This is a genomic window from Bradyrhizobium sp. LMTR 3, from assembly GCF_001693485.1.
In the GTDB taxonomy this organism is placed as follows: domain Bacteria; phylum Pseudomonadota; class Alphaproteobacteria; order Rhizobiales; family Xanthobacteraceae; genus Bradyrhizobium.
On the sequence record NZ_MAXC01000043.1, the window covers coordinates 27611 to 51894 of the forward strand.

Genomic DNA, 24284 nt, shown 5'->3' on the forward strand with positions numbered 1-24284 from the left:
CTGTCTACCATATCGCCGTCGCCGCTTAAGACCGCAACAATTTATCCGGCGCATACCGGAGGGCTTGGAGCGGATGAATGCTATTCGAGCGACAAAGCGACGTAGCCAGAAAGGGTTGGTTCAGGAAAGACTCCGGCCGCCGCCCCTGGCGATTGTCCGTAAAGCTGTTGATCGCGTCGTCGGTCGCGGCCGTGATCGGCTTCTCCGCGATCTGCACCAGCGTCATGTTCGACATGCGCCGCGGCGAGGAAGAGCTGGCGCGTCAAACGCTGGAAAATCTGGCCTCGAGCATCGACTCCGACATCAGCCGGAATATCGAACTCTACGATCTGTCGCTGCGTAGCGTCGCCACCAATCTGGTCATGCCGGAGATCGAAAAGGTCAGCAAGGAGATTCGCCATCTGATTCTGTTCGATCATGCCGCGACTGCCAGGCATTTCGGCGCGATCCAGGTGTTCGACGCGCAGGGCAAGCTAACGATCGATGCGGCAAGCCTAGATCCCGTGCCGGAGGATCGCAGCGATGAGGAATACTTCCTCGTCCATCGCGACAGGCCCGACGCGGGCTTGTACATGAGCCGTCCGATGCTGCATCGCAGCGCCTATTCGATCGTGCTCAGCCGACGCATCACCGACGCCGATGGTGGTTTTCTCGGTGTGGTCGTGGGCTCGATCCGCTTCAGCTATTTCCACGATTTGTTCGGGCGGCTGACACTCGATCCCGCCGATACGATCACGGTATTGCGCCGTGACCGGACGATCATCATGCGCAAGCCATTCGACCTCGACATCGTCGGCAAAAATCTGGCAGAGCGAAGAAACTGGAATCCGGCAAATCTCAAGCAAGGCGGGTCCTACGCCGGGGTCGGACCGGTGGACCCGACACCGCGGCTTTACGTTCGAAGCGCCAATACGAGCCTGTTCTTTGTCGTCGTCGGAAAGCCGCTGGCGAGCATCCTGAGCCTCTGGCACCGGGAGGTGATCCGGATCGGAGCGGTCATGGTGACCCTGATCCTGTTCGTGCTCGGCACCACATTGTTCCTCGCGCGCGAGATCGGCCGCCGCGCCGAGGCAGAGGAAAAGCTGGAAGAGCTTGCGACCACCGACGCGCTCACCGGCCTGAAGAACCGGCGCAAATTCGATTCCGAGATCGACCTGGAATGGCGGCGGGCGACGCGCAACCAGACCCCCGTCGCGGTGCTGATGATCGATGCCGATCATTTCAAATCGTACAATGACACGTTTGGACATCAGGCCGGCGACCAGGTGCTGGTCGGCATTGCGATCTGCATTTCGGATTCGGTGGGGCGGGCCGGCGACTGTCCGGCCAGATATGGCGGCGAGGAATTCGCGGTACTTCTGCCCGGCCTCTCGGCGGTGGAAGCGCTCACCGTCGCCGAAACCATCCGCTTGAAAGTCGAACAATGGGCCGAAGACCCCGGCGTGACGACGGTGAGTATCGGCGTGGCGAGCTTGACGCCCACGGCAGCGATCGATTGGTCCTATCTGATCGAAGCGGCCGACAAGGCGCTCTACGCGGCCAAGGCCAACGGCCGCAACCAGTCGGTGGTCGCCGCCATCCCCAAGCTTGCGCTGGTGGCTTGAGGCTGACAAACGTCATTCCGGGGCGGCTGCATCGCAGCCGAACTCTGGTGCGCAATTGCGCACCTGAGAATCCCGAGGTTGTTGGAAAAGAATCGATGCGGCTCGAGATTCCGGATTCGCGCTACGCGCGCTCTGGAATGACGAGAGCAGCTCGCCGCGCTGTTCTCGTCACTTCTCCAGATACTTCTTCATCTCCGCGCGCAGGCCGTCGCGCAGGTCGGGGCGGGCCATGCCGTAGGCGATGTTGGCGCGCAGGAAGCCGGATTTCGAGCCGCAGTCGTGCCGCTCGCCTTCGAATTCCACGCCGTAGAACTTTTGCGTCTTGGCGAGAGCTTTCATCGCATCGGTGAGCTGGATCTCGTTGCCTGCGCCGCGCTCCTGGGTTTCGAGGATCTTGAAGATTTCCGGCTGCAGGATATAGCGCCCGGTGATCGAAAGGTTTGACGGCGCGGTGCCCTTCGGCGGTTTCTCCACCATGCCGTCGACCTCGAACATGTTTTTGGCGAGGCGCTGGCCGACGCCGCAAATGCCATACTGGTGTGTGAGATCGTCGGGCACCGCCTCCACCGCGAGCAGATTGGATTTGGCGCCGAGTTTCGCCGCGGCCTCGATCATCTGCTTCAGGCAACCCGGGCTGTTGAGCACCAGCTCGTCCGGCAGCACCACGGCGAACGGCTCATCGCCAACGATATCGCGCGCGCACCAGACCGCGTGGCCGAGGCCGAGCGGCGCCTGCTGGCGGGTGAAACTCATGGCGCCGGCTTCGGGCTGGTCGCGCGCCAGGATGTCCTGCTCGGCCTTCTTGCCGCGCGCGGCGAGCGTGGTGTCGAGCTCGAACATCCGGTCGAAATGATCCTCGATCACCCCCTTGTTGCGCCCGGTGACGAAGACGAAATGCTCGATGCCGGCCTCCTTGGCCTCGTCGACCACGTATTGAATCAGCGGCTTGTCGACGATGGTCAGCATTTCCTTCGGCATCGCCTTGGTGGCGGGCAGGACGCGGGTGCCGAGGCCGGCGACCGGGAAGACGGCTTTACGGATTTTCATGGGATGTCGGGCGCCTTGATATTGAGATCTGGAAATGAGGAAAGTGCTTTGATTGCACGTTGATAGCCGGTTTGCACCCTCGAACAAAGGCGGATGTATGGTGGCGTTCCCGCCCGACTTCCCGCCTCTCTTGCACCTCCCCTTGCGCGCGCCGGGCGCGACAACAAAATCCGCTCTGTTAAGCTATTGGAAACCGTGGCAGGGCCTTCTGGCACGGGGTTGGTTTCGAAGGACGGGTACGGCATGGGTCTCTTGGAACGAGTGACGATTAATCGAACCGGCGCGATCTTAATCGCCGCAGCGCTGTTGTGTTCCAGCGGCCAGTCCCAGGCCCAATCTCAAGCCCAATCCTCCGGCAACGGGGTTTCGAACTTTTTCGGCAATATCTTCTCAGGGCAGAAGGCCGTGGCGCAGCAGGCCACGCCCGGCCCGGACGGCAGTCCGCCGCCCTGGAGCGGAGAGGACGGCGCCTCCGGCCATCCGCTGATGACGGCGTCCGCGATCCGGCAGGCGGCGGCGAACTTTCAAAATTGCGTCGCCTCGATGTGGCCGGATGCTGCGCGGCGCAACATCACCCAGCAAAATTTCGAGCGCTTCACCGCCGGCCTCGAGCCTGATTTGCGCATCATGGACCTGATGGACTCGCAGCCCGAGTTCACCAAGGCGATCTGGGACTATCTCGATATCCTCGTGAACGACAACCGCCTTGCCAAGGGCCGCGAGATCCTCGCCCAATACAAGCCGCAATTCGACGCGGTGGAGAAAACCTCTGGCGTCGACCGCTACATCATCGCATCGATCTGGGGCATCGAATCGAACTACTCGACGCAAGTGGGCGACCGCAACGTCGTGCGATCGACCGCGACACTGGCCTGCATCGGCCGCCGCCAGGCCTATTTCAAGGATGAATTCCTCACCGCGATCGAGATACTCAACCGCGGCGATCTCAGACCCGAACAGATGCGCGGCTCCTGGGCCGGCGCGTTCGGACCGACGCAGTTTATGCCGACCGCCTTCAAGCGCTATGCCGTCGACGCCGACGGCGACGGCCGCCGCGACGTCGTCGACAATGTCGCCGATCTGATCGCCTCCACCGCCAACAACCTCAGGAAAGACGGCTGGCAGACCGGCCGGAGCTGGGGTTACGAGGTGGTGCTGCCGGAGGGCTTTAATTTCATGCTGGCGGACAAGTCCAAGGCGATGACGATTGCGCAGTGGCAGAGCCAGGGACTGAAGCGGGCCGATGGCAAGCCGTTTCCTGACACAACCGAGAAGGCCTATCTGCTGGCGCCGGCCGGGATGCAGGGGCCCGGCTTCCTGATGCTGCAGAATTTCCGGGTGATCATGAAGTACAACCCGGCCGAGGCCTATGCGCTGGCGATCGGCCACTTTGCCGACCGGCTGCGCGGCGGGCCGCCGTTCGTGCAACCCTGGCCGCGGCAGGAACGGGTGCTGTCGCGGGCGGAGCGACTGGAACTGCAGCAGCTCCTGGCGCAGCGCGGCTTATACAAGGGCACGCCGGATGGCCAGTTCGGTGGCCAGACGCGGGAGGCGCTCCGCAGCTTCCAGGCGTCGATCGGGGCGCCAGCGGACGGATTTGCCTCTTCCGACGTGCTGGAGCGGCTGCGGGGCCGTTAAGACCTGTTTTCAGCGCTTAAATGACCCTGAAAACCACGATTCGGCAGGAGCCTTGACGCTGGGCCTGGAACCTCGGTTTATGGGATGTGAAATCTGCCCGCTTGCGGCCCGATTCCGCTGCTATATTTGACGCTTCACAATCCATTTGCGACCGAGCCGGATGCGAAAGCCAACCTCCTTCTTGCGCGTGTTTACCGAGACCGGGCCACTGGTGGCGCTGGCGGTTGCGATCGCGCTCCTGATCGGGATCGTGGGACCCGCGTCGGCGCAGTTTTTCAATTTCGGCGGCTTCGGCGGGCCGCCGCAGCGGCAAGCGCCGCAGCGCGGCTGGTTCGGCGGCGATTTCTTTTCGCCATTCCAGCAGCAGACGCCGCAGGCGCCGCGCCAGGATTTCTCCCGCGCCCCCGCGCCCGCCAAGCGAGACACGGTGCCGGAACGTAACGTGCTGGTGCTCGGCGACGCCATGGCCGACTGGCTGGCCTATGGCCTGGAAGACGCCTATTCCGAGCAGTCCGACATGGGCGTGATCCGCAAGCACAAGACCGTCTCCGGCCTGATCAAGTATCAGCCGCGCGGCGAGCCCGCCGATTGGACCGCGGCCGCCAAGGGCATCCTCGCCACCGAAAAGCCCGATGCCATCGTCGTCATGCTCGGCCTCCACGACCGCCAGGCCATCCGCGAGGCGGTCACCGAGAAGAAGACCGACAAGAAGGAAGACAAGAAGGACGCGCGCGGCAAGACCGATACCAAGCCGGCGGACGCAAAGAAGCCGGAAGGCTCGGCTGACACGGCGAAGCGCGACGATAAGCCGGCCGATGCCGAATTGTCGCCTGACGATGCAGCCGATAACGACACGCCACAAACCGCCGCACCCGCGCGATCTGGCGGCGGGCTTTACGAATTCCGCGACGAGCGCTGGGTCGAACTCTACACCAAGAAGATCGAAGAGCTGATCGGCGTGCTGAAATCCAAGGGCGTCCCGGTGTTGTGGGTCGGCCTGCCGGCGATCCGCGGGCAAAAGGGAACGGCCGACATGCTGTTCCTCGATGCGCTCTATCGTGACGGCGCCGGCAAGGCTGGCGTCACCTATGTCGATATCTGGGATGGCTTTGTCGATGAAGCCGGCCGCTTCCTGCAGAAAGGTCCGGACTTCGAAGGCCAGATCCGCCAGCTCCGCACGGCCGACGGCGTCTTCTTCACCAAGCCCGGCGCGCGCAAGCTCGCGCACTATGTCGAGCGCGAGGTGACGCGCCTGTTGGCCGCCCGCTCCGGGCCAATCGCTGTGCCGATCGAACCGGCGACGCCGGAGGCCAATGTCGCGCCGGGCCAGCCGGCCCCGCGTCCGCTGGCCGGGCCGGTCATGCCGCTGGTGGCCTCTTCCGTCGGCACCGATCAGTTGCTCGGCGGTCCCGGCTCGCGTCCGGCAGCGGTCGATGCACTCGCCGCGCGCACGCTTGTGAAGGGTGAAGCGCTGGCCGCGCCGGCCGGCCGCGCCGACGACTATATGTGGCCTCGCCGCGAAATCGGTCGCGAGCCAGCCAAGGGTGATACGCCGATGGCGGCCACCTCACCGAGCGGAACCGCGGCAGCCGCCCCGCCACAGAAGCAGCTTTTACTGCCGCCGCCGCAGCAAACGTTGCAGCAACAGAAAAGACAACCGCCGCCGCCGATGCAGATCCGCCCGGCGCAAAACAACGGTCCGTCCCTGCGTGACTTCTTCGGCGGGTTCGGTGCGGCGCCGCGGCCGCCTGCACCACCCGCGGCTGCGCCGCCGCGTGGACCCGCTGCTCTTCCGGGCGCGCCGCGCCCGCCGGGCAATGTCGGACGCTCGGCAGAGGTTCCGCCGGGCAATTTCACGCGGTGATGCTGTCATTCCGGGGCGATGCGCCAGCATCGAACCCGGAATCTCGCGCCGCGCCTGCGGTGCATCTCTATCATAAACTTCTGGATTCCGGGTTCGCGCTGACGCGCGCCCCGGAATGACCGATGCAGCTTAGCCGTAATAGCGCCAGCGCGGCGGCGGGCGGCGCGGCGGGCGCGTCATCAACAGCGCCAGCGCAAAGCCAATTCCGGCTGCGACCAACAGCGCACCGAGCGGATTTTCCTGCACGGTTTTCGCTACCGTCTGCTGGCCGCTACGAATGGTGTCACCGCTGTGCTCAATGGCGTCCTTGGCATAGCTGACGGCGGTGTCAGTGGCGTCGCGAGCGGCGTCCTTGGCCTGGCCGTAGAGATTTTGCACTGTGCCGGCCGCTTCATGCATGCGGCCCTCGGCTTGGGTCTTCGCGTCACCAGCCATATCGCCGACGGTGCTTTCGACCTTACCCGCAAAATCCGTCGCCGAACCAGCAATCCGATCCTTGTCCATCGCAGTCCCTCCTGTTTTCGGAAGATTTAACCGACGAGACATGCCCGGGTTCCTACCGCGCTCGAAACGCGCTTCTAATCAAGATGCCGGGCTCACAGGATCAGCCCGCCATCGACCACGATGGTCTGGCCGATGATGTAGGATGATAGCGGCGAGGCCAGGAACAGCGCAGCGCCGGCCATGTCGACTGGCGTGCCGAGCCGCTTCAACGGGATCCGCTCAAGCGCGCCTTCGAGGCGTTTCGGATTGGCGGTGGTCGCCTTGGTCATCTTGGTATCGACCAGGCCGGGCGCGATGCCATTGACGCGGATGCCGTCCCCGGCCCACGCCTCGCCGAGCGTGCGCGTCAGCCCAACCGCGCCGGTCTTCGAGGCGTTGTAGGCTGGATTGCCCATCGTGGAGTGATAGGCGGCGGTCGAACTGACGATGATGAGCGCGCCTTTGCCGGCGCTCAGCATCGCATGGAATTTTGTCGCACAGGCCATCAGGCTCATCAGGTTGACTTCCACCACCTTGCGAAAGCCATCCATCTCGAATTCGCCGCGGCGGTAGATCACCGCGCCCTGCGCCAGCACCAGCACGTCCAGTTTCGTGAAGGATGGCTGGAAGGCTTCAATGGCCTGCGCGTTGCTGACGTCGAGTTGAAAATACTCCAGCCCGTCAAGAAGCGAGCCTTCGTCGGGCGAATAGTCGGCGGCGCTTTCGCGGGTGCCGCAGACGGTGACACGCGCGCGCCTGGCGCGGAACGCCTGCGCGATGCCATTGCCGATTCCGCTGGAGCCGCCGACCACCAGCACCTGCCTGCCGCTGAAATCCAGTTCATTCATCCCTGCGATCCTTTTTGTGTGTTCTAGGGTGTACTCATAAATCCAAAATAGCCATGTACCTAGTGATGTCCGCATACGCTTAGAAGCTTCGGGGCTGGCCTCAAGCGCGTCTGCTTTGTGACAGACATGCGGGGGTCATCAGGAGACCTCAACACGAACCTACCTGGTTGCTTTGGTGGATTGAGCGAACGCAGCAAACGCAATTGCGGGCCTCGAGCTTTTTGAGACTACGGTTGCTTCCGAGGCTGCTGCATTTGCCTGCCATCTCTTAGCGTCTGCGAAGGACTTTCCCCAAAGTGCGCGCGGTACGTGACCGAGAACCGGCCCATATGCGTAAACCCCGTGCTCATGGCAATCTCGGTGACATTCGCTTCCGGATCGGCCCGCAGCAGGGCTTGGCGAACTTGCCGCAAGCGGGCGTTCCGCAGGTAGCGCATGGGGGAGACGCCCTTGAAATCGCTGAAGTGTTTAAAGAGTGTTCGGCCTGCAACGCCGGTCGCCGTAACAAGGTCGACCACTGTGATTGCCTGGTCGAGATGGGCTTCGATGTAGTCGACTGCGCGCCTCACGTCACGCGGCGCAATCGGCCTCTCGAGGCGTCGCAGCGCGTTGCTGTAATTGTGCGGGTGCGACAACAGCAGTGCGGTAATGATGAACTCCTCGAATTTGCTCATCGTTGTCGAGCTCCAGAGCACTGATCCCGACTGTTCCAGGTCCGAGACGGCTGTCAGCACGTAGCGTGCCAGGCTGCGGCCGTACCCGGCGGCGAGGTCGATGGTGGGCGCAAAGTCGAGTGGAACGGTTGGTGGCTCGCCGAGTAGGGCGGCAAGCTGAGCTGTAAGGCTGGATTTGGTCAAAGACAGTTGGATGCGGCTGCTATCGGCCTCCGATACCAGCCGACAACTCTCGCGCATCGGCGAGATGATTGTGGCGAGGTTCGGATTGCAAACGACGTTGTCACGGCCAATGGTGGCTTCAAGCTGCCCGCGAAGCGGCAGGTGGATCCAGGTGGCCGTGCGGGCGGGGCTCGGCGACAGGACGACCGATGCGCCGCCGTATTGCACGTAACCCATGTAGACGTTCGGCATGTAAACGCCGTTGAGGCGCGCATCGAGCTGGCGGGCCTGCCGCCCCGCGATGTCGAAGCGGTAGCCTTTCGCGCGCAGGAATGCACCGGTCTCTTCCACATTGCGGCTGTGGAAGATGGGTAGCTGCTCCAGAAGCGGCGCTGTGCCAAGCTGCATGCTCGCCTCCGTGTTGATCGACCATACCACGCATACCGCGGCATGGGCACGGGGGCCCGGAATGCTCCGATCATTCTTGCAGTTTCTGGATAGTGATAGTTGGCGCTTTCCGTGGGCGATTTCCACGTTTACGCGCTTTCCGGATAGGCGCCGGCGGCAATCGGATATCTAGCACCCAATGCGCCAGCTAGGCTTCGCGCCCAACGGGGGCGCCGTGCCTATCGATGCCGTGCCTATCGATAGGGGGCCCATCAAGGAGGGAAGCGTCGTGGCTGCAGGGCATGTTCACAGAATAGCTCGTCGCCAATTTCTGGGTGAATCGGCTGCAGCGGCTCTGGCCGCGGCTGCGTGGGTGTCTTCGCCGCGACCGACACGGGCAGCCATCCATAGCGTACCGATCCACAAATCAGGCAGCCTCGAGACGCTGGTGGTAAGCGACGGCTATTTCTTCCTTCCAGCGGCTTTCCTCGTGACGCCGGGTTCTCCGCCCGCCGAGCGCGAAGCCGCCCTGAACGCAGCCGGACAAACCGGCGAACAGCTCCAGCTCGTGAACACCGTCGCGGTGATCCGTAGCCAGTCCGATGTGATCCTGGTCGACACGGGCACCGGCCCGCGCCATCAGCCCACGGCGGGAAAGCTTGCGGAGAACCTCAAAGCTGCCGGCATCCCACCTGCGGCCGTGACCAAGATCGTCCTGACCCACGGCCATCCCGACCACCTCTGGGGCGTCCTCGACGCAAATGATAGCCCGATCTATCCGAACGCGAGCTATCTCGTTTCGGCCGTCGAATGGAACCTTTGGGCCGACGCGGATGTGAAGCGAAGGTTGCCGGCAATCTTGACAGCCAACGATCGCATCATCAATGGCGCCAAGAACCATTTCTCGCACGTCAAGGACAAGATCAGGACAGTACGGGATGGCGATGAGATTGTCAGTGGCGTGCAGGTCATCGATACGCCAGGGCATACGCAGGGCCACATCTCGGTCGAAATCGCCGGTGAGGATGGTCTCGTCGTCGTTGCGGACGCGCTTACGCACGCTGTGATCTCATTCCAGCATCCGTCGTGGCCAGTGCCAGTCGACCACGAGCCCGATCGCGGCATCTCGACCCGCCTGCGCCTGCTTGATCGACTCGCCGTTGACAAGCGCCGGCTGATCGGCGCTCACCTGCCGTTCCCTGGCACCGGCTTCGTCGAGCGCAAGGATGGCGCCTATCGCTTCGTTCCGGCTTGAAGCTCGCGCAAGGTCGAGTTGAGCATCATCGCTTTCGGGAGGCGCAGTGTGATGGCGGTTCAATGGCTATTCAAGAGCGAGACCTACGATAACTGCAATTGCGCCATGAATTGTGGTTGCCAGTTCAACCTGCCGAGTACCCACGGCTATTGCCAGTCGGCCTTCGTCGGCACCGTCGTTGAAGGCCGCTTCAACGATACGCCGCTCTCAGGCATGAACTGGGCGGCGCTGTATGAGTGGCCTGGCGAAATCAAGGACGGAAACGGGCGGCGCCAGATCGTTATCGACGAGCGTGCAGACGAAGCTCAACGGATCGCGCTTGAAACGATCATCTCGGGCGAGGCATGCGAACCTTTGAGCAATCTCTTCGCCGTATTCGCGTCCACATGCTCGGAATTTTGCGAGACGTTGTTCCTGCCGATTGATCTCGATGCGGACTTGGAGCTCAGAACCGCAAGGGTAGAGATACCCGGCGTCATGCGGAGCACCGGCAGGCCGAAGATCAACGAGTTCACTGGTCAGCCATTCCACATTGCGCTGGCGCGTCCCAGCGGCAGTTTCGAGTTTACCTACGCAGAAATCGGGCTAGGTACCACGTCGGTCACAGGTGACATGAAAATGGCATTCGAAGATTCATGGGCACACTTTTGCGTTCATCACTTCAATCAGGATGGCCTGGTCAGGGAGAGATCAAGACTCACGGCATGGCTTGGGCCGACCCCGCGGTCCCCTCGTCGAGAAATTTGACCATCAGAATCTCGTCGTAATATCGCCCACCCTGCTTGAGGGCTCGCTTTTCATAGCCGTACTCGACAAAGCCCATGGCGCTGTAAAGCCGGCGCGCCGCTTCGTTCTCGCTCACGACAGTCAATTGAACCATCTCCACGCGCCCGCGCGCATGGTCGAGAACGGCCGCGACAAGCAACTTTCGAAGACCCGAACCTCGCGCGGTGTTTCGAACATACATCGCCCAAAGCCGCCCCTTATGCGCCTGCTTCAAACCTTCCTGCGCGGAAAATCCGGCAATTCCGGCAAGCTTCCCGTCAAGGAATGCGCCGAAGATATCCGCCCGTTCGATGGCCGCTTCGAACCAAGATAGTGGTTGCGCATTTTCTCGCTCGAACGTGCTGCCGAACGCCTCCGGATTTTTCTCAAGCGCTTCCAGTCGGATCGTTCGGTACAGGGCCGCGTCGGCAAGCTCCAGGAGACGTATCTGCGCCCCGCCAGTATCGGTCACGGTTGCACCTCGCTCGGCTTCGTTTGACCTGTCTGCGGATCGGTGCCAGCCTTGTCAATCCTGCAAAGCGCATCTCTGTCCGGATCTCACCATGTCAGATTTCAAAGAGCTGAGTCGTTCGGTCAAAGGCTTAACCGTCCTCGTCACCGGTGCTGCCAGCGGCATGGGTCGCGCCACGGCGCTGGTGTTCGCGGCCGAGGGCGCCAATGTTGCAGTCACCGATCTGAACGCCGAGTCGACCCAGGCGGTTGCCAGCGAGATCGCAGCGAAGGGCGAATCGGCAAAAGCGTGGACGCTCGACGTCGCCAATCCCGGCAACATCACCAAGGTCGTCAACGACGTTGCCGCACATTTCGGCTCCCTCGACATCGTCATCAACAATGCCGGCATCTCCGTGCGCGTGGCGATCGACGAGGAAGGTTATGAAGCCGCCTGGGACAGGGCGGTGGCCGTGATGCTGACCGCGCATCCACGTATCATCCGGGCCGCGTTGCCGCATTTGCGCCGATCGAAGAATCCGCGGATCGTCAACATCGCATCGACCGAGGCGCTCGGCGCCACCGCGCTGCACAGCCCCTATTCGGCGGCGAAAGCCGGCGTCACCGGTTTGACGCGCTCGCTCGCCGTCGAGCTCGGCCGCGAGGGCATCACCGTGAACTGCATCTGCCCGGGCCCGATCCGCACCGCAATCACCGAGCGGATTTCCGAAGAGCACAAGACGATCTATGCCAAGCGCCGCACCGCACTCGGCCGCTACGGCGAGCCGGAGGAAGTGGCGCACATGACGCTGAGCCTCTGTCTGCCGGCGGCTTCGTTCATGACCGGCGCGGTGATCCCGGTCGATGGTGGGCTGATGGCGCGGAATGCGTGAGGCGTTCCCCGGATGCTGCGCAGCAGCCATGTTTGGCGCTGGGGAAGATTGGGTAGAGGCGCGAACGTGTCCCGGACGCGGTGCAGCCTAGGCGATGCGAAGCATCGTCCGGTAACGCTGCGCCGCAGAGCCGGGCCCCATATCGCCGCTAGACTTGTCACCGCTAGACTTGGGCCCCGGTTCAGCAACGCAGCACGTTGTGCTGCGTTGCGCCCGGGGCACGAGAGATCAGCCGCGCTTGACGCCACGAGACAGGCGCAATGCCGCATGCGCGCCGCAGCGTTGACTTGGACAGGTTGGAGAGTAATTTTTCCTACAAACAGAGCGGGCCAAACCGCCCGCCGCTTTCGGGAGAGACGCATGGCGATCGCAATCCGGCAGTTGCATCCGCATTTTGTCGGCGAAGTATCCGGACTTGACCTGCGAAAACCCCTGAATCCGCAGGAAGCAGCCGACGTCGAAGCCGGCATGGACAGATACGCCGTGCTGCTGTTCCGCAACCAGGACATCACGGACGAACAGCAACTCGCATTTGCGCTGAATTTCGGCAAGCGCGAGGACGCTCGCGGCGGCAATATCGTCAAGCCTCAGGATTCGCGCCTCTCGACCGGCCTCAACGACGTCTCCAATCTCGGCAAGGACGGCAAGCCATTGCCGCGCGACAGCCGCGCACATCTGTTCAACCTCGGCAATTGCCTGTGGCATTCCGACAGCTCGTTTCGTCCGATCCCGGCGAAGTTCTCGCTCTTGTCGGCGCGGGTGGTGAATCCGAAGGGCGGCAACACCGAATTCGCCGACATGCGCGCGGCCTATGACGCGCTCGACGACGACACCAAGGCCGAGATCGAGGACCTGATCTGCGAACATTCGCTGATGTATTCGCGCGGCTCGCTCGGCTTCCTGGATTATACCGACGAAGAAAAAGAGATGTTCAAGCCGGTGCTGCAGCGGCTGGTGCGGACGCATCCGGTGCATCGCCGCAAGTCGCTGTATCTGTCATCGCACGCGGGCGCGATACTGGGCATGAGCATGCCCGAGGCGCGGTTATTGCTGCGCGACCTGACCGAGCACGCCACGCAGAAGGAATTCGTCTACGTCCATAAATGGACCGTGCATGACCTCGTGATGTGGGACAATCGCCAGACCATGCACCGGGTTCGGCGCTACGACCAGTCGCAGCCCCGCGACATGCGCCGCGCCACGGTTGCCGGTACCGAGCCGACGGTGACGCAGCAGGCCGCGGAGTAAGTAGCCACAAAATCGGTGTCGTCCCTGCGAACGCAGGGACCCATAACCACCACTGTGAATTGCTGAGAAGAGCTGGAGCCCGAGCTTGCCTGACCGCAAACGTTTGGGGTTATGGGTCCCTGCGTTCGCAGGGACGACGCGGTGATTGTGGCAACGTCCGCGACGGGACGCCTCAAGCGTGCCCGGCTTCATTCGACAGCATGCCTGGGTCGATGCCGATCTTGCGCAACGCACGTTGATATTTGTCGTCGACGTCGTCGCCGAAGATCAGATCCGGGTCGGCGTCGCAATGCAGCCAGCCATTGTGCTGGATCTCGTTCTCGAGTTGCCCGGGCGCCCAGCCGGCATAGCCGAGCGCCAGGATGGCGTGCTTCGGGCCGGTGCCTTTGGCGATCGCCTTGAGGATGTCCACCGTCGCGGTCAGGCAGATGCCGTCGTCGATGTTCAGCGTCGCGTCCTTGATGAAGAAATCGCTCGAATGCAGCACGAAACCGCGGCCGGTATCGACCGGGCCGCCCTTCAGCACCTGCATGGTCTCGGCGTTTTCCGGCAGTGTGATCTGGTCGGCCTTCTCGATGATATCGAGTTGCACCAGCAGTCCTGGAAAGTCGATGCTGCCGGCCGGACGGTTGACAATGATGCCCATCGCCCCTTCCGACGAGTGCGCGCACATGTAGATGACGGAGCGCTCGAAGCGCGGATCGCCCATGACCGGCATGGCGATCAGCAGCCGGCCGTCCAGATAGCCCTCGCCGGACGAATTATCGCCAAAGCCGGCGGTTTTGCGGCGGACAGGCTTCGATGTCTTGCCTTCAGGGCTCATCCGCAAAGGCCTTTCTCTTGCAGGTTCATATCCTGATATCGGGTGCGGTTTCTGTCAATCAAGCTTCCGGCATCATTCGGCTGCCGATCACACGCAATTCAATGGTTTGCCGCGAAACTTGCCTGTAAAGACGTGCCATGAGCGTCCTAGTTCCCCTACGCGCCGCACTCGGCGTCGCCGCATTGAGTGTCGCGTGTGCGGCGTCGGAGGTTCGCGCCCAGGATGCCTCGCCGTGGCAACACGACGCCCATTCCGCGGTACGGTTGCTGGCGGGATCACGCAGCGGCGCGGTGCTGCTCGGCGGCGTAGCCATCCAGTTGCAGCCGGGATGGAAGACCTATTGGCGGACGCCCGGGGATTCCGGCGTGCCACCCCGCTTCGACTTCTCCAAATCCGACAATGTCGAAGCTGTGACGGTGCTGTGGCCGGCGCCGATGAAATTCGACGACGGCGCAGGCGGCACCGCGCTGGGATACAAGCAACAGGTCGTGCTGCCGTTGCGGATCGTCGCCAAGAATGCCGACAAGCCGGTGACGCTGCGCACCCACATCAGCTACGCGGTTTGCGAAAAGCTCTGCATTCCCGTGGAAGCCCATGCCGAACTCGCTTTTGCCAGCGTGGCAAGCACCGAGGACGGCACACTGTCCGATGCGCTCAATGCGGTGCCGAAGCCGGCCAATGTCGGGGACTCCAATCCGCTGACCATCCGCGACGTCAAGCGCGAGGGAAAGAGCGTGCTCGTCGACGTGACCGCGCCCGAGGCCAGGGAGGTCAACCTGTTCGCCGAGGGGCCGACGCCCGACTGGGCGCTGCCGGTTCCCAAACTCGTGGAGCAAGGCCCGCCCGGCGTCAAACGCTTTGCCTTCGAACTCGACGGCCTGCCGCCCGGCGCCAGTCCGGAAGGCGCTGCACTCAAACTGACGCTGGTCGGCGGCGATCGGGCCTACGAGTTCAACGTCAGTTTGAATTGACCCGACCTGCCGTCCCTGCGGACGTGCTCAGCCGCGCCACGATGCCGCAAGGTGTTTCCACCCGGTGCAGCGACGTTTTTCCAGTCAGAGGAGAGCCGTCGCTTGGCAGCTCTCCTCTTCAGCAACGTATGTCCTCCTAGCTCTTCTGGCCGCTCATCTGCTGAGCGCGCATATAGCTCTTGCAAGCGCCACGCATGTCGCCCTTTGACATGGCGGCATTCGCCGCGCCCATCTCTTTCATCATCGCAAATTTGCCGGGACTATCAGGCATAGCGTTACCGGACGCGACGAGCTTGGCCATGTTTTCGCTTGTGCAACCCGTCTTCTGGGCAGAAGCTTTCTGGGCAGAAGCCGGGCTGACAGCCAGCGCGGTGGCGATCGTTACAGCGGTGACAAGCAGTAATTTCATATCTTTCCTCCCCGGCCGCACCATGCGGCCGAAGCTCAAGTTACAAAAAGCCGGAAAAGTTCCGCCAGCCCCCCGGGGCCAACCAGCATGAAGCTACGAAACCGGGGATACCTGCACGGCCGGCGGGGCGCTGCGGGTCGGTATGGGATCGGGCGCGTTGATCACGTAGAGCGCGCCGGCCACCAGCATGATGGCAGCGATCATCAATCCCAACATGGCCAGAACCAGATCGTTCGGGTCATCCATCTCGCGGCCCGGACACGCGGGCTGTTCGGGTGGGACGGCAGCCATCGCCTTTGGCTATCCGCGCGAGCGCTTGCAATGAATAACGGCGGGTCGGAAGACCTTTGGCTATCCGCGACATGCGCCGTTGTGAGCGGCGGGCGATGGCTCCGCGGCATCAAACGACGGCTCAGCGGTTTTGTTCCTGACTTCGTCGTTCGCAGCTCCAGACGGCAGCAATTCAGCGGAATGCGCGGGCCGCCACCCAACCGAATCTTAACGAATGGTTGATACATCCGATCGTCGCCGCCGCCTCGCGGCACGTTTCGGGGATGTACCGTTGTGGCCGTAATGGATTCGCAATCCGCAACCGCTCCGCCTGGTGGCGTGATCGCGCGCCTGCGTGCGCTGCTTGGCGGCTCCAGTGAAGCCTCCGTTACAAGGCGGCTGGCCGGCACGATCTTCGTGATCCGCGTCTTCAGCGCAGCGCTTGCCTATTTCTCGCAGATCCTGCTGGCGCGCTGGATGGGCGGCTCGGACTACGGCGTCTATGTCTATGTCTGGACCTGGGTGCTGCTGCTCGGCAGCATGATGGATTTCGGCATCTCGGCATCCGCGCAGAAGCTCATTCCGGAATATCGTACACGCGGCGAACACGCGCTGTTGCGCGGCTTCCTCTCCGGCAGCCGATGGATGACGTTCGCAGTGTCCTCCATCGTCTCGCTGCTGCTGGCAGGCGCGGTGAAGGGATTGTCGCCGTGGATCGACGGCAACGCGATAGTTCCCCTCTACATCGGTTGCCTGACACTGCCGGCGTTCGTCGTCGCCAACACCCAGGACGGCATCGCCCGCTCGCACGACTGGATGCGGCTTGGCCTGGTGCCGCAGTTCATCGTGCGCCAGTCGCTGATCATTGGCCTGACCGCCGGCGCCTTTGCGCTCGGCTTCAACCTCGGCGCCACCGCCGCAATGTGGGCCAGCGCCGCGGCGGTATGGATCGCGATGATCGGCCAGATGATCGTGCTCAATCGCAAGCTCGGCGGCCACATCGAGCCCGGCCCCCGGGCATACGACTTCCGCGGCTGGCTCGCGGTCTCGCTGCCGATCCTGCTGGTGGAAAGCTTCTATCTGCTTTTGTCATACACCGACGTACTGGTGCTGCAGCAATTCCGCTCCTCGGAAGAGGTCGGCGTCTACTTTGCCGTGGTGAAGACGCTGGCGCTGGTCTCCTTCATTCACTACGCGATGGGGGCTTCGACTGCGCATCGCTTTGCCGAGTATCACGCGCAGGGCGATAAGCCGCGGCTGTCGGCCTATGTGGCGCATGCGATCCAGTGGACGTTCTGGCCGTCGCTCGGCGCAACCATTCTGCTGCTGGCGCTGGGCAAGCCGCTATTATGGCTGTTCGGGCCGCAATTCGTCGTCGGCTATGACATCATGTTCATTGCAGCGATTGGCCTTGTGGTGCGTTCCGCCATCGGCCCGGTCGAGCGGCTCCTGAATATGCTCGGCCATCAGCACATCTGCGCGCTGGCCTATGCGCTCGCCTTTGTCATGAACGTTGTGTTGTGCGTCGTCCTGGTGCCCCACTTCGGCGGCCACGGCGCGGCGGCCGCGACCTCGATCTCGCTGACGTTCGAGACGGTGCTGCTGTTCTGGATCGTGCGCCGGCGGCTCGGACTACACGTCCTGGCGCTCGGGAAGCGCTGATTCGAGGCGCCCCATCGACCATGATGCGCAGACGCAGTTGGGCCAGCCTGTTCACCCCTTCAAAGGACGATCTTCGGGGCATTGGCGGCTGCTTCAGTGACCGCTACAGCCTTTCAATGGTCTCGCTTTAGCCGCAGGACGTCGCTATCGCCCTGTACCGCCAAATTGGGGAAAATAACCACCGGATTCCGATGTGCGCATGAAATATTCTTATTTCACCCGATGCGCCGCCATCGATAGGACGTTTATTCCCTGCGTTGATATATACTCGCACATGCCAAATGGAACTTGCACCCGGAAATGATTGATCCACTTTACGTTGCGTCGGGATTCGGCGTCGGCCTGCTGGTCGGGATGACCGGTGTCGGCGGCGGCTCGCTGATGACGCCGTTGCTGATTCTGCTATTCGGCATCCACCCGTCGACCGCTGTCGGCACCGACCTTCTATATGCCGCGGCCACCAAGACGGGCGGCAGCCTGGTGCATGGATTTGCACGCAGCATCCACTGGCCGGCCGTGATGCGCCTTGCCAGCGGCAGCATCCCGGCAAGCGTCGTTACCTTGCTCGTGCTGTGGCAACTCGAGCTCAAGGGGGAGGCCGCGCGCAGCCTGGTCAATCTGGTGCTGTGCTTCGCGCTCCTCCTCACGGCGACATCGTTGATCTTCCGCAGGGCGATCATGGATCACTATCGCCGGCGCATGGAAGGGTTCGATGCCGCGGCGACCGGCCGCGCGACCGTGATGGTCGGCGTGGCGCTCGGTGTGCTGGTCTCGATTTCATCCGTCGGCGCCGGCGCCGTCGGCGTCACCGCGCTCTTGCTGCTCTATCCGCGCCTGCCGATGGCGAGCATTGTTGGCTCCGACATCGCACATGCGGTGCCGCTGACGCTGGTGGCCGGCATCGGACATTGGGCGCTGGGTTCGGTCGATTGGGCGCTGATGGGTGTGCTGTTGGTCGGATCTTTGCCCGGCATCGTGATCGGCAGCTACTGCGCGGTTCGCGTGCCGGAGACGGTGCTGAGGGTGGTGCTGGCCTCAGTCCTGATTCTGGTGGCCAGCAAGCTCGGCTTCAACGAGCTGCATTTTTCGCAGGCGAGTATCGCAGCCGTGACCGGAAGCGTCGCCCACTAGGCGCGCTTCCCGGGCCGTTCGAAATTCCTCGTTCGCAATTGCTATGCCGCGGTCCATCCGCCATCGATCGACAGATTGGCGCCGGTGATCTGGGCGGCATCGTCGCTGCACAGGAACAGCGCCAGTGCGGCGACCTGTTCTGAGGTCACGAACTCCTTGGTCGGCTGCGCCTCCAGCAACACGTCGTTGATGACCTGCTCCTTGGTCAGGTTGCGCGCCTTCATGGTGTCGGGAATCTGCTTTTCCACCAGCGGCGTCCAGACGTAACCGGGACTGATGCAGTTGCAGGTGATCTTGAACGTCGCAAGCTCCAGCGCCACCGTCTTGGTGAGACCGGCAATGCCGTGCTTGGCCGAGACGTAGGCCGCCTTGAACGGCGACGCCACCAGCGAATGCGCGGAAGCCGTGTTGATGATACGGCCCCAGCCGCGCTTCTTCATGCCGGGGACTGCGGCGCGGATGCCGTAGAACGCCGACGACAGGTTGATGGCGATAATGGCTTCCCACTTCTCGGGCGGAAACTCCTCGATCGGCGAGACGAACTGGATGCCGGCATTGTTGACGAGGATATCGACCGAACCAAACGTCTTCTCGCCAAGCGCGACCATTTCGGCAATCTCGGCGGGCTTGGTCATGTCGGCGGGCGAGTGCACGGCGCGGACCTTGAAGTCGGTCTCGATGCCGGAACGCTCGCGCTCGATGTCGGCCGGCACGCCCATGCCGTTGAGGACGACATTGGCGCCGGCGGCGGCAAAAGCGCGCGCGTAAGCCAATCCGATGCCGCTTGTCGAGCCGGTCACGACAGCGGTCTTGCCTTTTAACGTACCCATTGCATTCACTCCTGCTTGCCTGCGGCGGTCTTCGAAACATCCGCCGTCATATCGTAGGCCATCATGGTCTGGCCGGATTGCGGACGCTCCAACACATCCTTGTGACGCATCGACAGATGAACGTCGCGGACGCCTGCGTTCCAGTGTTCGACCATGGCGACATGCGAAAAGTCGTAATCCTTGGATGAAGTTTCGTAGTTCTTGCTCTTGTAGATCAGATGCACGACGGTGACGGTGTTTTCCTTGGCCGCGTTGCAGAGAACTGCCACCGACGGATCGTTCTTGAGATCGTCGGGCAGCCTTCCGAGCAGCTCGCGCAGCGCCTTGCGCGCGTTGTGCACCTGCTTGTTCTTGTCGGTGGTCATGCGGGTGCGGCTGGAATAGCGGATGTCCTTTTCGCGCTCCGCGGCCTCCAGCAGCGACGTCGGCAATTCCCCGCGCGCGCTGAACAAATCGACCTGAAAGATCAGGAGATCGCGGTTGGTTTCCCCGGCCAGCACATAGTCGAGCGGGGTGTTGGAAGCGATGCCGCCGTCCCAATAGTGCTCGCCTTCGATCTCGATGGAAGGAAAGCCGGGCGGCAGCGCGCCGGAGGCCATGATGTGCTCCGGGCCGATCTTCTTGCCGAGCTTCCTGAACTCGAAGTTGTCGAAATATTTCAGGTTGCCCGAGGTTACGCCGACCGCGCCGACGCTGAGCCGCGTCTTCAGATCGTTGATGCGGTCGAAGTCGATCAGCCGCTCCAGCGTTTTCTTCAGCGGCGCAGTGTCATAATAGCTTTGCGATTGCCGGCTGCCCGGCGGCCACAAGGGTGCGGGCGGAATGCGCGGCGTGAAGAAGCCCGGTACGCCGAAGGTCGCAATCAGCGCGGCACTGGTTTCGTTGAACAGCGAGCGCGCGCGGTCGCCTGATGCGACGGGCTTCCATGGCACCGGAGATGACACCATCTCCCAAAATTCTTTCAGCCGGTCGACGCGCTTTTCACCTTCGTTGCCGGCAATGATCGCGGCATTGACGGAGCCGATTGAAATGCCCGCGATCCATTCGGGTTCGAACCCCGAGCGGCACAGCGCCTCAAAGGCACCCGCCTGATAGGAGCCAAGCGCGCCGCCGCCTTGCAGGACCAGCACACGCTGCGCTTTGGCGGGCGTGGTTGCCGGCGCGATATCGGAATGATCCATCGTGACCGTCGGCTAGTGGACAATGACCGGGGCACCGTGGCGGCAGTTCGCGACGGCGTCAATCAGGCAGGATCGAAGCAAGGATCACGCCGAGTTTATCGCTTTGTGAGACGTCGAGCCCGCATCCGGCGTTGCCTCAGGTCGATGCTAGGATGAGCGTCCAGAACACCTTGTATTTGGTGTTTGGAGCATAAACCGCCGCGATGCCCAATTTTGTGACACCGTTCTTGAGCATATTGGCCTTGTGCGGCGGCGAGTCGCGCCAGCCGGAGAAGGCTTCCGCCATCGTGTGATAGCCGGCCGAGATATTCTCGACGGCAAGCTTCGCGGGATAGCCTGAGGCCCCCAGCCGCTTGTCCAGCGGGCCCTTCACGTTATGGTCCATCTTGTTGCGGGCCGCCATCGCCTGGGACTGCTGCTCCGCCAGCTTGATCAGATCGGGATCGACCACGACGGCACCGAGGCCGTTGTTCTGGCGATATTGCGAGATCAGGAGCGCCGCCGCGACGGGGTCGAGCGTGGCGCCGGGTTGGGCCATGTCGAGATACATGGCCGGCTGCTCCGGAATCTTGACGTCTGCCGAGCAGCCGGCAAGCAGCAATAGGCCGATAATGGCGGTGGTCGCCCGTTTCACTGAAGAATCCCCCCGAAAGAAGCCCCTAAGCCTGGATGGCCGCTTGTTGCATACCAACCGTGGCTGAATGGTGAACGGGGGAGCAATTGACGTCATTCCGGGATGGTGCGCTAGCACCAGACCCGGAATCTCGAGATTCTCAGGTGCGCAAGTGCGCACCCTAGTTCGATGCTGCGCATCGCCCCGGAATGACGACTTCGACGTCAATCCTGCGCGGCAAAGATCCGGTAGCGGCGGGGTTGCAGGCTGATGATTTCGCCGGCCTGGAGTTCCCGGTCCCGGGGGGCGTCGATCTCGATCACGGTCTTGCCTTCCCCGCCCGTCAAGGCGATCTCCGCCCGCTGGATCGGGCCGAACGAGCGGACATGGCGCACCGCGCCCTCCAGCGAGCCGGTTCCGGCGGGCCCGATCTGCATGTCGTGGCGACGGACGAACAGCTTTGAGGCGCCGGAGGCTGCACCATCGGCGGTGATATTAAGCGGCCGGCCGCCGAGCCGCACCGAGCCGCCTGAGACCTCGACCGGCAGCACGATGGATTCGCCGATGAAGCCGTGGACAAAGGCGGTCGCCGGATTGTCATAGACATCGCCGGGCGTGCCGATCTGCTCGATGCGCCCCTTGTCCATCACCACCACTCGGTTGGCGACTTCCAGCGCCTCTTCCTGGTCGTGGGTGACGAAGATCGAGGTGACATGGATTTCGGAATGCAGCGAACGCAGCCATTGCCGCAGCTCTTTCCGCACCTTCGCGTCGAGCGCGCCGAAGGGCTCGTCGAGCAGGAGAATGCGCGGCTCGATCGCAAGCGCGCGGGCGAGTGCAATGCGCTGCCGCTGGCCGCCGGACAATTGGCTGGGATAGCGGTTTGCCAACCAGTCGAGTTGCACCAGGTCGAGCAATTCCTTGACGCGGGCACGGATCGTGGCCTCGTCCTTGCGGACGGCGCGCGGCTGCACGCGCAGGCCAAAGGCGACGTTCTCGAACACCGTCATGTGGCGGAACAACGCGTAGTGCTGGAACACGAATCCGACGTGGCGCTCGCTGGCGCCGTGTCCCAGCGCATCCTCGCCATCGATCCGCACCTCGCCTGTATCGGGCCAGTCGAGGCCGGCAATGATCCGCAGCAGCGTGGTTTTGCCCGACCCGGATGGGCCAAGCAGCGCCAGCAATTCGCCTTTGCCGACCTTCAAATCGACATTGTCGAGGGCTGCGAACGCGCCGAATTTCTTGACGATGTTTTTGACTTCAATGGTCACCTTGGATCGTCCCTTGGAATTAGTTCTTCGTCCAGGCGCTGTTCGAGAACGGTCTTCACGACCAGCGTGATCAATGCCAGCATCGCCAGCAGCGAGGCGATCGCAAACGACGCCACGAACTGATACTCGTTGTAGAGGATCTCGACCAGTAGCGGCATGGTGTTGGTCTCGCCACGGATATGGCCCGACACCACCGACACCGCGCCGAACTCGCCCATGGCGCGCGCATTGCACAGCAGTACGCCATACAATAGGCCCCATTTGATATTGGGCAGAGTGACGCGGAAGAAGGTCTGCAGGCCTGACGCTCCCAGCGAGATCGCGGCTTCCTCCTCCAGCGTGCCCTGCTCCTGCATCAGCGGGATCAGCGAGCGGGCCACAAACGGAAACGTCACGAAGATGGTCGCGAGCGCAATGCCGGGCACGGCGAACAAAATATGGATATTGTGCGCCTGCAGCCAGGTGCCCCAATAGCCCTGCGCGCCGAACAGCAGCACGAAGACGAGGCCCGAAATGACCGGACTGACCGAGAACGGCAGGTCGATCAGCGTGACCAGGAAGGTCTTGCCGGGGAAATCGAACTTTGCGATCGCCCAAGCCGCGATCACCCCGAACAGCAGATTGAGGCCGACCGAAATCGCCGCCACCAGCAGGGTCAACCGGATTGCCGACAGCGCCTCCGGCTCGGCCAGCGCGGCAAAATAGGCACTGATGCCTTTCGACAAGGCCGACGCGAACACCACAACCAGCGGCAGCACGACAAAGATGGTGAGGAAGCTGACGGCAAGCGCGACGATGACGAAGCGGACCGGCCCCGGCTCTGTCCGAAAATCCTTGGGTGAAGCAATCGCCCGCGGACGCTCGCGCGCTTCGCGGCGCGACAGCGAGGAAATGGCCGCGCCCGCCGTCGACGCGTAGGCCTTTAGCGGCGCCTCCGGAGTCACAAAGCTCGTTTGCGTCGACATCAGCCGGCCCTCAATGCGCGGGAATGCGGGTTTGCGCCCAGCGTTGCAGGCGATTGACGGCAAAGATGATCACGAACGAAGCCAGCAGCATGACGACGGCAATCGCCGTCGCATCGGCGTAGCGAAATTCGGACAACCGGATCACGATCAGCAGTGGCGCGATCTCCGATACATTGGGCAGATTGCCGGCGATGAAGATCACCGACCCGTACTCGCCGACCGCGCGCGCGAATGCCAGCGCGAAGCCGGTCAGCAGCGCCGGAATCAGGCTCGGCAAGATCACCCGGAACACGGTGTGCCAGCGGTCGGCGCCGAGGCTTGCGGCCGCCTCCTCGATTTCCGGGTCGAGATCGATCAGGACGGGCTGAACCGTGCGCACCACGAACGGGATTCCGATGAAAACCATCGCGATAAAGATCCCGATCGGCGTGAACGCCACCTTGATGCCGAGCTCAGCCAGCGGCGCGCCGAGCCATCCTTTCTGTGCGAACAATTGCGTCAGCGCCACACCCGCAACCGCGGTCGGCAGCGCAAAGGGAATGTCGACGATGGCATCGAATATCCGCCGGCCCGGAAAGCGGTAGCGCACCAGCGCCCACACGATGATGGTGCCCATCACCAGGTTGACGCAGGCTGCGGCAAAGGAGAGACCGAACGAAATCCTCAGCGCATTCAGCGTGCGGCGGCTGGTGAGAATTTCCCAGAACTGAGCGGGCGAAAGCTCGAGCGTCTTGAGGAACAGGCCGGCAAGCGGAATGAGGATGATAACGGAGAGCCACGTCAGCGTCAGACCCATGGTCAGACCGAACCCGGGCAAGCTCGTGCGCCGTGCGACCG

General features: G+C 62.8%; 24 protein-coding genes. 10 read left to right on the plus strand and 14 right to left on the minus strand.

Translation table 11 applies throughout. The annotated features are described in order from the left end of the window. Positions 1-77: 77 nt before the first annotated feature. Positions 78-1604: a GGDEF domain-containing protein gene (locus tag LMTR3_RS23715; RefSeq protein WP_065747429.1), complete on the plus strand. Its 1527-nt coding sequence runs from the start codon at positions 78-80 to the stop codon at positions 1602-1604. Between the two features lie 168 nt (positions 1605-1772). Here LMTR3_RS23715 and galU read toward each other — a convergent pair whose 3' ends face one another. Then, complete coding sequence (gene galU / locus LMTR3_RS23720; RefSeq protein ID WP_065747430.1) at positions 1773-2651, minus strand: UTP--glucose-1-phosphate uridylyltransferase GalU; 879 nt, start codon at positions 2649-2651, stop codon at positions 1773-1775. Positions 2652-2894: 243 nt separating this feature from the next. Between galU and LMTR3_RS23725 the strand changes: the two genes are divergently transcribed. Together LMTR3_RS23725 and LMTR3_RS23730 are read left to right on the plus strand one after the other, a co-directional pair. Further along, positions 2895-4289: a lytic murein transglycosylase gene (locus LMTR3_RS23725; RefSeq protein ID WP_065747431.1), complete on the plus strand. Its 1395-nt coding sequence runs from the start codon at positions 2895-2897 to the stop codon at positions 4287-4289. A 160-nt stretch (positions 4290-4449) separates the two neighbouring features. After that, positions 4450-6153, plus strand: a complete 1704-nt coding sequence (locus LMTR3_RS23730; RefSeq protein WP_065747432.1) for an SGNH/GDSL hydrolase family protein — start codon at positions 4450-4452, stop codon at positions 6151-6153. A 129-nt stretch (positions 6154-6282) separates the two neighbouring features. On the opposite strand, the gene LMTR3_RS23735 is transcribed toward LMTR3_RS23730, so the two are convergent. From LMTR3_RS23735 to LMTR3_RS23745, 3 genes are all read right to left on the minus strand, one after another. After that, positions 6283-6657: a CsbD family protein gene (locus LMTR3_RS23735; RefSeq protein ID WP_065747433.1), complete on the minus strand. Its 375-nt coding sequence runs from the start codon at positions 6655-6657 to the stop codon at positions 6283-6285. 92 nt (positions 6658-6749) lie between these two features. Further along, on the minus strand, positions 6750-7484 hold the full coding sequence (locus LMTR3_RS23740) for an SDR family NAD(P)-dependent oxidoreductase (RefSeq protein WP_065747434.1): 735 nt from the start codon (positions 7482-7484) through the stop codon (positions 6750-6752). A gap of 227 nt (positions 7485-7711) precedes the next feature. Next, positions 7712-8728 (minus strand): AraC family transcriptional regulator, encoded by a 1017-nt coding sequence (locus LMTR3_RS23745; RefSeq protein WP_141686780.1) that lies wholly within the window; start codon positions 8726-8728, stop codon positions 7712-7714. A 352-nt stretch (positions 8729-9080) separates the two neighbouring features. On the opposite strand from LMTR3_RS23745, the gene LMTR3_RS23750 reads away from it, so the two are divergent. Both LMTR3_RS23750 and LMTR3_RS23755 read left to right on the plus strand, forming a co-directional pair. Next, positions 9081-9962: an MBL fold metallo-hydrolase gene (locus tag LMTR3_RS23750; RefSeq protein WP_176721980.1), complete on the plus strand. Its 882-nt coding sequence runs from the start codon at positions 9081-9083 to the stop codon at positions 9960-9962. 51 nt (positions 9963-10013) lie between these two features. Beyond that, positions 10014-10709, plus strand: a complete 696-nt coding sequence (locus LMTR3_RS23755; protein WP_065747436.1) for a DUF1326 domain-containing protein — start codon at positions 10014-10016, stop codon at positions 10707-10709. Here LMTR3_RS23755 and LMTR3_RS23760 read toward each other — a convergent pair. After that, positions 10660-11199, minus strand: a complete 540-nt coding sequence (locus tag LMTR3_RS23760; protein ID WP_065747437.1) for a GNAT family N-acetyltransferase — start codon at positions 11197-11199, stop codon at positions 10660-10662. The genes LMTR3_RS23755 and LMTR3_RS23760 overlap by 50 nt on opposite strands. Before the next feature lie 91 nt (positions 11200-11290). On the opposite strand from LMTR3_RS23760, the gene LMTR3_RS23765 reads away from it, so the two are divergent. Both LMTR3_RS23765 and LMTR3_RS23770 read left to right on the plus strand, forming a co-directional pair. Beyond that, the gene (locus tag LMTR3_RS23765) at positions 11291-12070 is read left to right on the plus strand and encodes an SDR family NAD(P)-dependent oxidoreductase (protein ID WP_065747438.1); all 780 of its coding nucleotides are present in this window, start codon (positions 11291-11293) and stop codon (positions 12068-12070) included. Between the two features lie 360 nt (positions 12071-12430). After that, the gene (locus tag LMTR3_RS23770) at positions 12431-13318 is read left to right on the plus strand and encodes a TauD/TfdA dioxygenase family protein (RefSeq protein WP_065747439.1); all 888 of its coding nucleotides are present in this window, start codon (positions 12431-12433) and stop codon (positions 13316-13318) included. Positions 13319-13490: 172 nt separating this feature from the next. Here LMTR3_RS23770 and LMTR3_RS23775 read toward each other — a convergent pair whose 3' ends face one another. Then, positions 13491-14141 (minus strand): YqgE/AlgH family protein, encoded by a 651-nt coding sequence (locus LMTR3_RS23775; protein ID WP_065747440.1) that lies wholly within the window; start codon positions 14139-14141, stop codon positions 13491-13493. A 137-nt stretch (positions 14142-14278) separates the two neighbouring features. Here LMTR3_RS23775 and LMTR3_RS23780 point away from each other — a divergent pair, with 137 nt between their 5' ends. After that, positions 14279-15112, plus strand: a complete 834-nt coding sequence (locus tag LMTR3_RS23780) for a protein-disulfide reductase DsbD domain-containing protein (RefSeq protein WP_065747441.1) — start codon at positions 14279-14281, stop codon at positions 15110-15112. 136 nt (positions 15113-15248) lie between these two features. On the opposite strand, the gene LMTR3_RS23785 is transcribed toward LMTR3_RS23780, so the two are convergent. Further along, a complete protein-coding gene (locus tag LMTR3_RS23785) occupies positions 15249-15560 on the minus strand; it encodes a hypothetical protein (protein WP_245319983.1) in 312 nt (103 codons plus the stop codon). A 54-nt stretch (positions 15561-15614) separates the two neighbouring features. Continuing rightward, positions 15615-15812, minus strand: coding sequence for a hypothetical protein (locus LMTR3_RS37930; protein WP_141686781.1), 198 nt, complete (start codon positions 15810-15812; stop codon positions 15615-15617). 282 nt (positions 15813-16094) lie between these two features. Between LMTR3_RS37930 and LMTR3_RS23790 the strand changes: the two genes are divergently transcribed. After that, on the plus strand, positions 16095-17453 hold the full coding sequence (locus LMTR3_RS23790; RefSeq protein WP_141686782.1) for an oligosaccharide flippase family protein: 1359 nt from the start codon (positions 16095-16097) through the stop codon (positions 17451-17453). Positions 17454-17753: 300 nt separating this feature from the next. Further along, positions 17754-18584: a sulfite exporter TauE/SafE family protein gene (locus tag LMTR3_RS23795; RefSeq protein WP_065747443.1), complete on the plus strand. Its 831-nt coding sequence runs from the start codon at positions 17754-17756 to the stop codon at positions 18582-18584. A gap of 41 nt (positions 18585-18625) precedes the next feature. Here LMTR3_RS23795 and LMTR3_RS23800 read toward each other — a convergent pair whose 3' ends face one another. From LMTR3_RS23800 to cysT, 6 genes are all read right to left on the minus strand, one after another. Then, positions 18626-19414, minus strand: coding sequence for a 3-hydroxybutyrate dehydrogenase (locus LMTR3_RS23800; protein WP_028349284.1), 789 nt, complete (start codon positions 19412-19414; stop codon positions 18626-18628). Positions 19415-19419: 5 nt separating this feature from the next. Further along, positions 19420-20595, minus strand: coding sequence for a DUF3734 domain-containing protein (locus LMTR3_RS23805; RefSeq protein ID WP_065747444.1), 1176 nt, complete (start codon positions 20593-20595; stop codon positions 19420-19422). A gap of 136 nt (positions 20596-20731) precedes the next feature. Continuing rightward, on the minus strand, positions 20732-21229 hold the full coding sequence (locus LMTR3_RS23810) for a CAP domain-containing protein (protein WP_065747445.1): 498 nt from the start codon (positions 21227-21229) through the stop codon (positions 20732-20734). Positions 21230-21432: 203 nt separating this feature from the next. After that, a complete protein-coding gene (locus tag LMTR3_RS23815; protein ID WP_065747446.1) occupies positions 21433-22482 on the minus strand; it encodes a sulfate/molybdate ABC transporter ATP-binding protein in 1050 nt (349 codons plus the stop codon). Continuing rightward, on the minus strand, positions 22479-23447 hold the full coding sequence (gene cysW, locus LMTR3_RS23820; RefSeq protein WP_084029784.1) for a sulfate ABC transporter permease subunit CysW: 969 nt from the start codon (positions 23445-23447) through the stop codon (positions 22479-22481). Before cysW ends, LMTR3_RS23815 begins: the two co-directional genes overlap by 4 nt. Before the next feature lie 10 nt (positions 23448-23457). Continuing rightward, a complete protein-coding gene (cysT, locus tag LMTR3_RS23825) occupies positions 23458-24264 on the minus strand; it encodes a sulfate ABC transporter permease subunit CysT (protein WP_084029785.1) in 807 nt (268 codons plus the stop codon). Between the last annotated feature and the right edge of the window lie 20 nt (positions 24265-24284).

Coding starts and splice junctions, on each gene's coding strand:
- LMTR3_RS23715 (WP_065747429.1), top strand. CDS start 78: ATGCTATTCGAGCGACAAAGCGACGTAGCCAGAAAGGGTTGGTTCAGG.
- galU (WP_065747430.1), bottom strand. CDS start 2,651: ATGAAAATCCGTAAAGCCGTCTTCCCGGTCGCCGGCCTCGGCACCCGC.
- LMTR3_RS23725 (WP_065747431.1), top strand. CDS start 2,895: ATGGGTCTCTTGGAACGAGTGACGATTAATCGAACCGGCGCGATCTTA.
- LMTR3_RS23730 (WP_065747432.1), top strand. CDS start 4,450: ATGCGAAAGCCAACCTCCTTCTTGCGCGTGTTTACCGAGACCGGGCCA.
- LMTR3_RS23735 (WP_065747433.1), bottom strand. CDS start 6,657: ATGGACAAGGATCGGATTGCTGGTTCGGCGACGGATTTTGCGGGTAAG.
- LMTR3_RS23740 (WP_065747434.1), bottom strand. CDS start 7,484: ATGAATGAACTGGATTTCAGCGGCAGGCAGGTGCTGGTGGTCGGCGGC.
- LMTR3_RS23745 (WP_141686780.1), bottom strand. CDS start 8,728: ATGCAGCTTGGCACAGCGCCGCTTCTGGAGCAGCTACCCATCTTCCAC.
- LMTR3_RS23755 (WP_065747436.1), top strand. CDS start 10,014: ATGGCGGTTCAATGGCTATTCAAGAGCGAGACCTACGATAACTGCAAT.
- LMTR3_RS23765 (WP_065747438.1), top strand. CDS start 11,291: ATGTCAGATTTCAAAGAGCTGAGTCGTTCGGTCAAAGGCTTAACCGTC.
- LMTR3_RS23770 (WP_065747439.1), top strand. CDS start 12,431: ATGGCGATCGCAATCCGGCAGTTGCATCCGCATTTTGTCGGCGAAGTA.
- LMTR3_RS23775 (WP_065747440.1), bottom strand. CDS start 14,141: ATGAGCCCTGAAGGCAAGACATCGAAGCCTGTCCGCCGCAAAACCGCC.
- LMTR3_RS23780 (WP_065747441.1), top strand. CDS start 14,279: ATGAGCGTCCTAGTTCCCCTACGCGCCGCACTCGGCGTCGCCGCATTG.
- LMTR3_RS37930 (WP_141686781.1), bottom strand. CDS start 15,812: ATGGCTGCCGTCCCACCCGAACAGCCCGCGTGTCCGGGCCGCGAGATG.
- LMTR3_RS23790 (WP_141686782.1), top strand. CDS start 16,095: ATGGATTCGCAATCCGCAACCGCTCCGCCTGGTGGCGTGATCGCGCGC.
- LMTR3_RS23795 (WP_065747443.1), top strand. CDS start 17,754: ATGATTGATCCACTTTACGTTGCGTCGGGATTCGGCGTCGGCCTGCTG.
- LMTR3_RS23800 (WP_028349284.1), bottom strand. CDS start 19,414: ATGGGTACGTTAAAAGGCAAGACCGCTGTCGTGACCGGCTCGACAAGC.
- LMTR3_RS23805 (WP_065747444.1), bottom strand. CDS start 20,595: ATGGATCATTCCGATATCGCGCCGGCAACCACGCCCGCCAAAGCGCAG.
- cysW (WP_084029784.1), bottom strand. CDS start 23,447: ATGTCGACGCAAACGAGCTTTGTGACTCCGGAGGCGCCGCTAAAGGCC.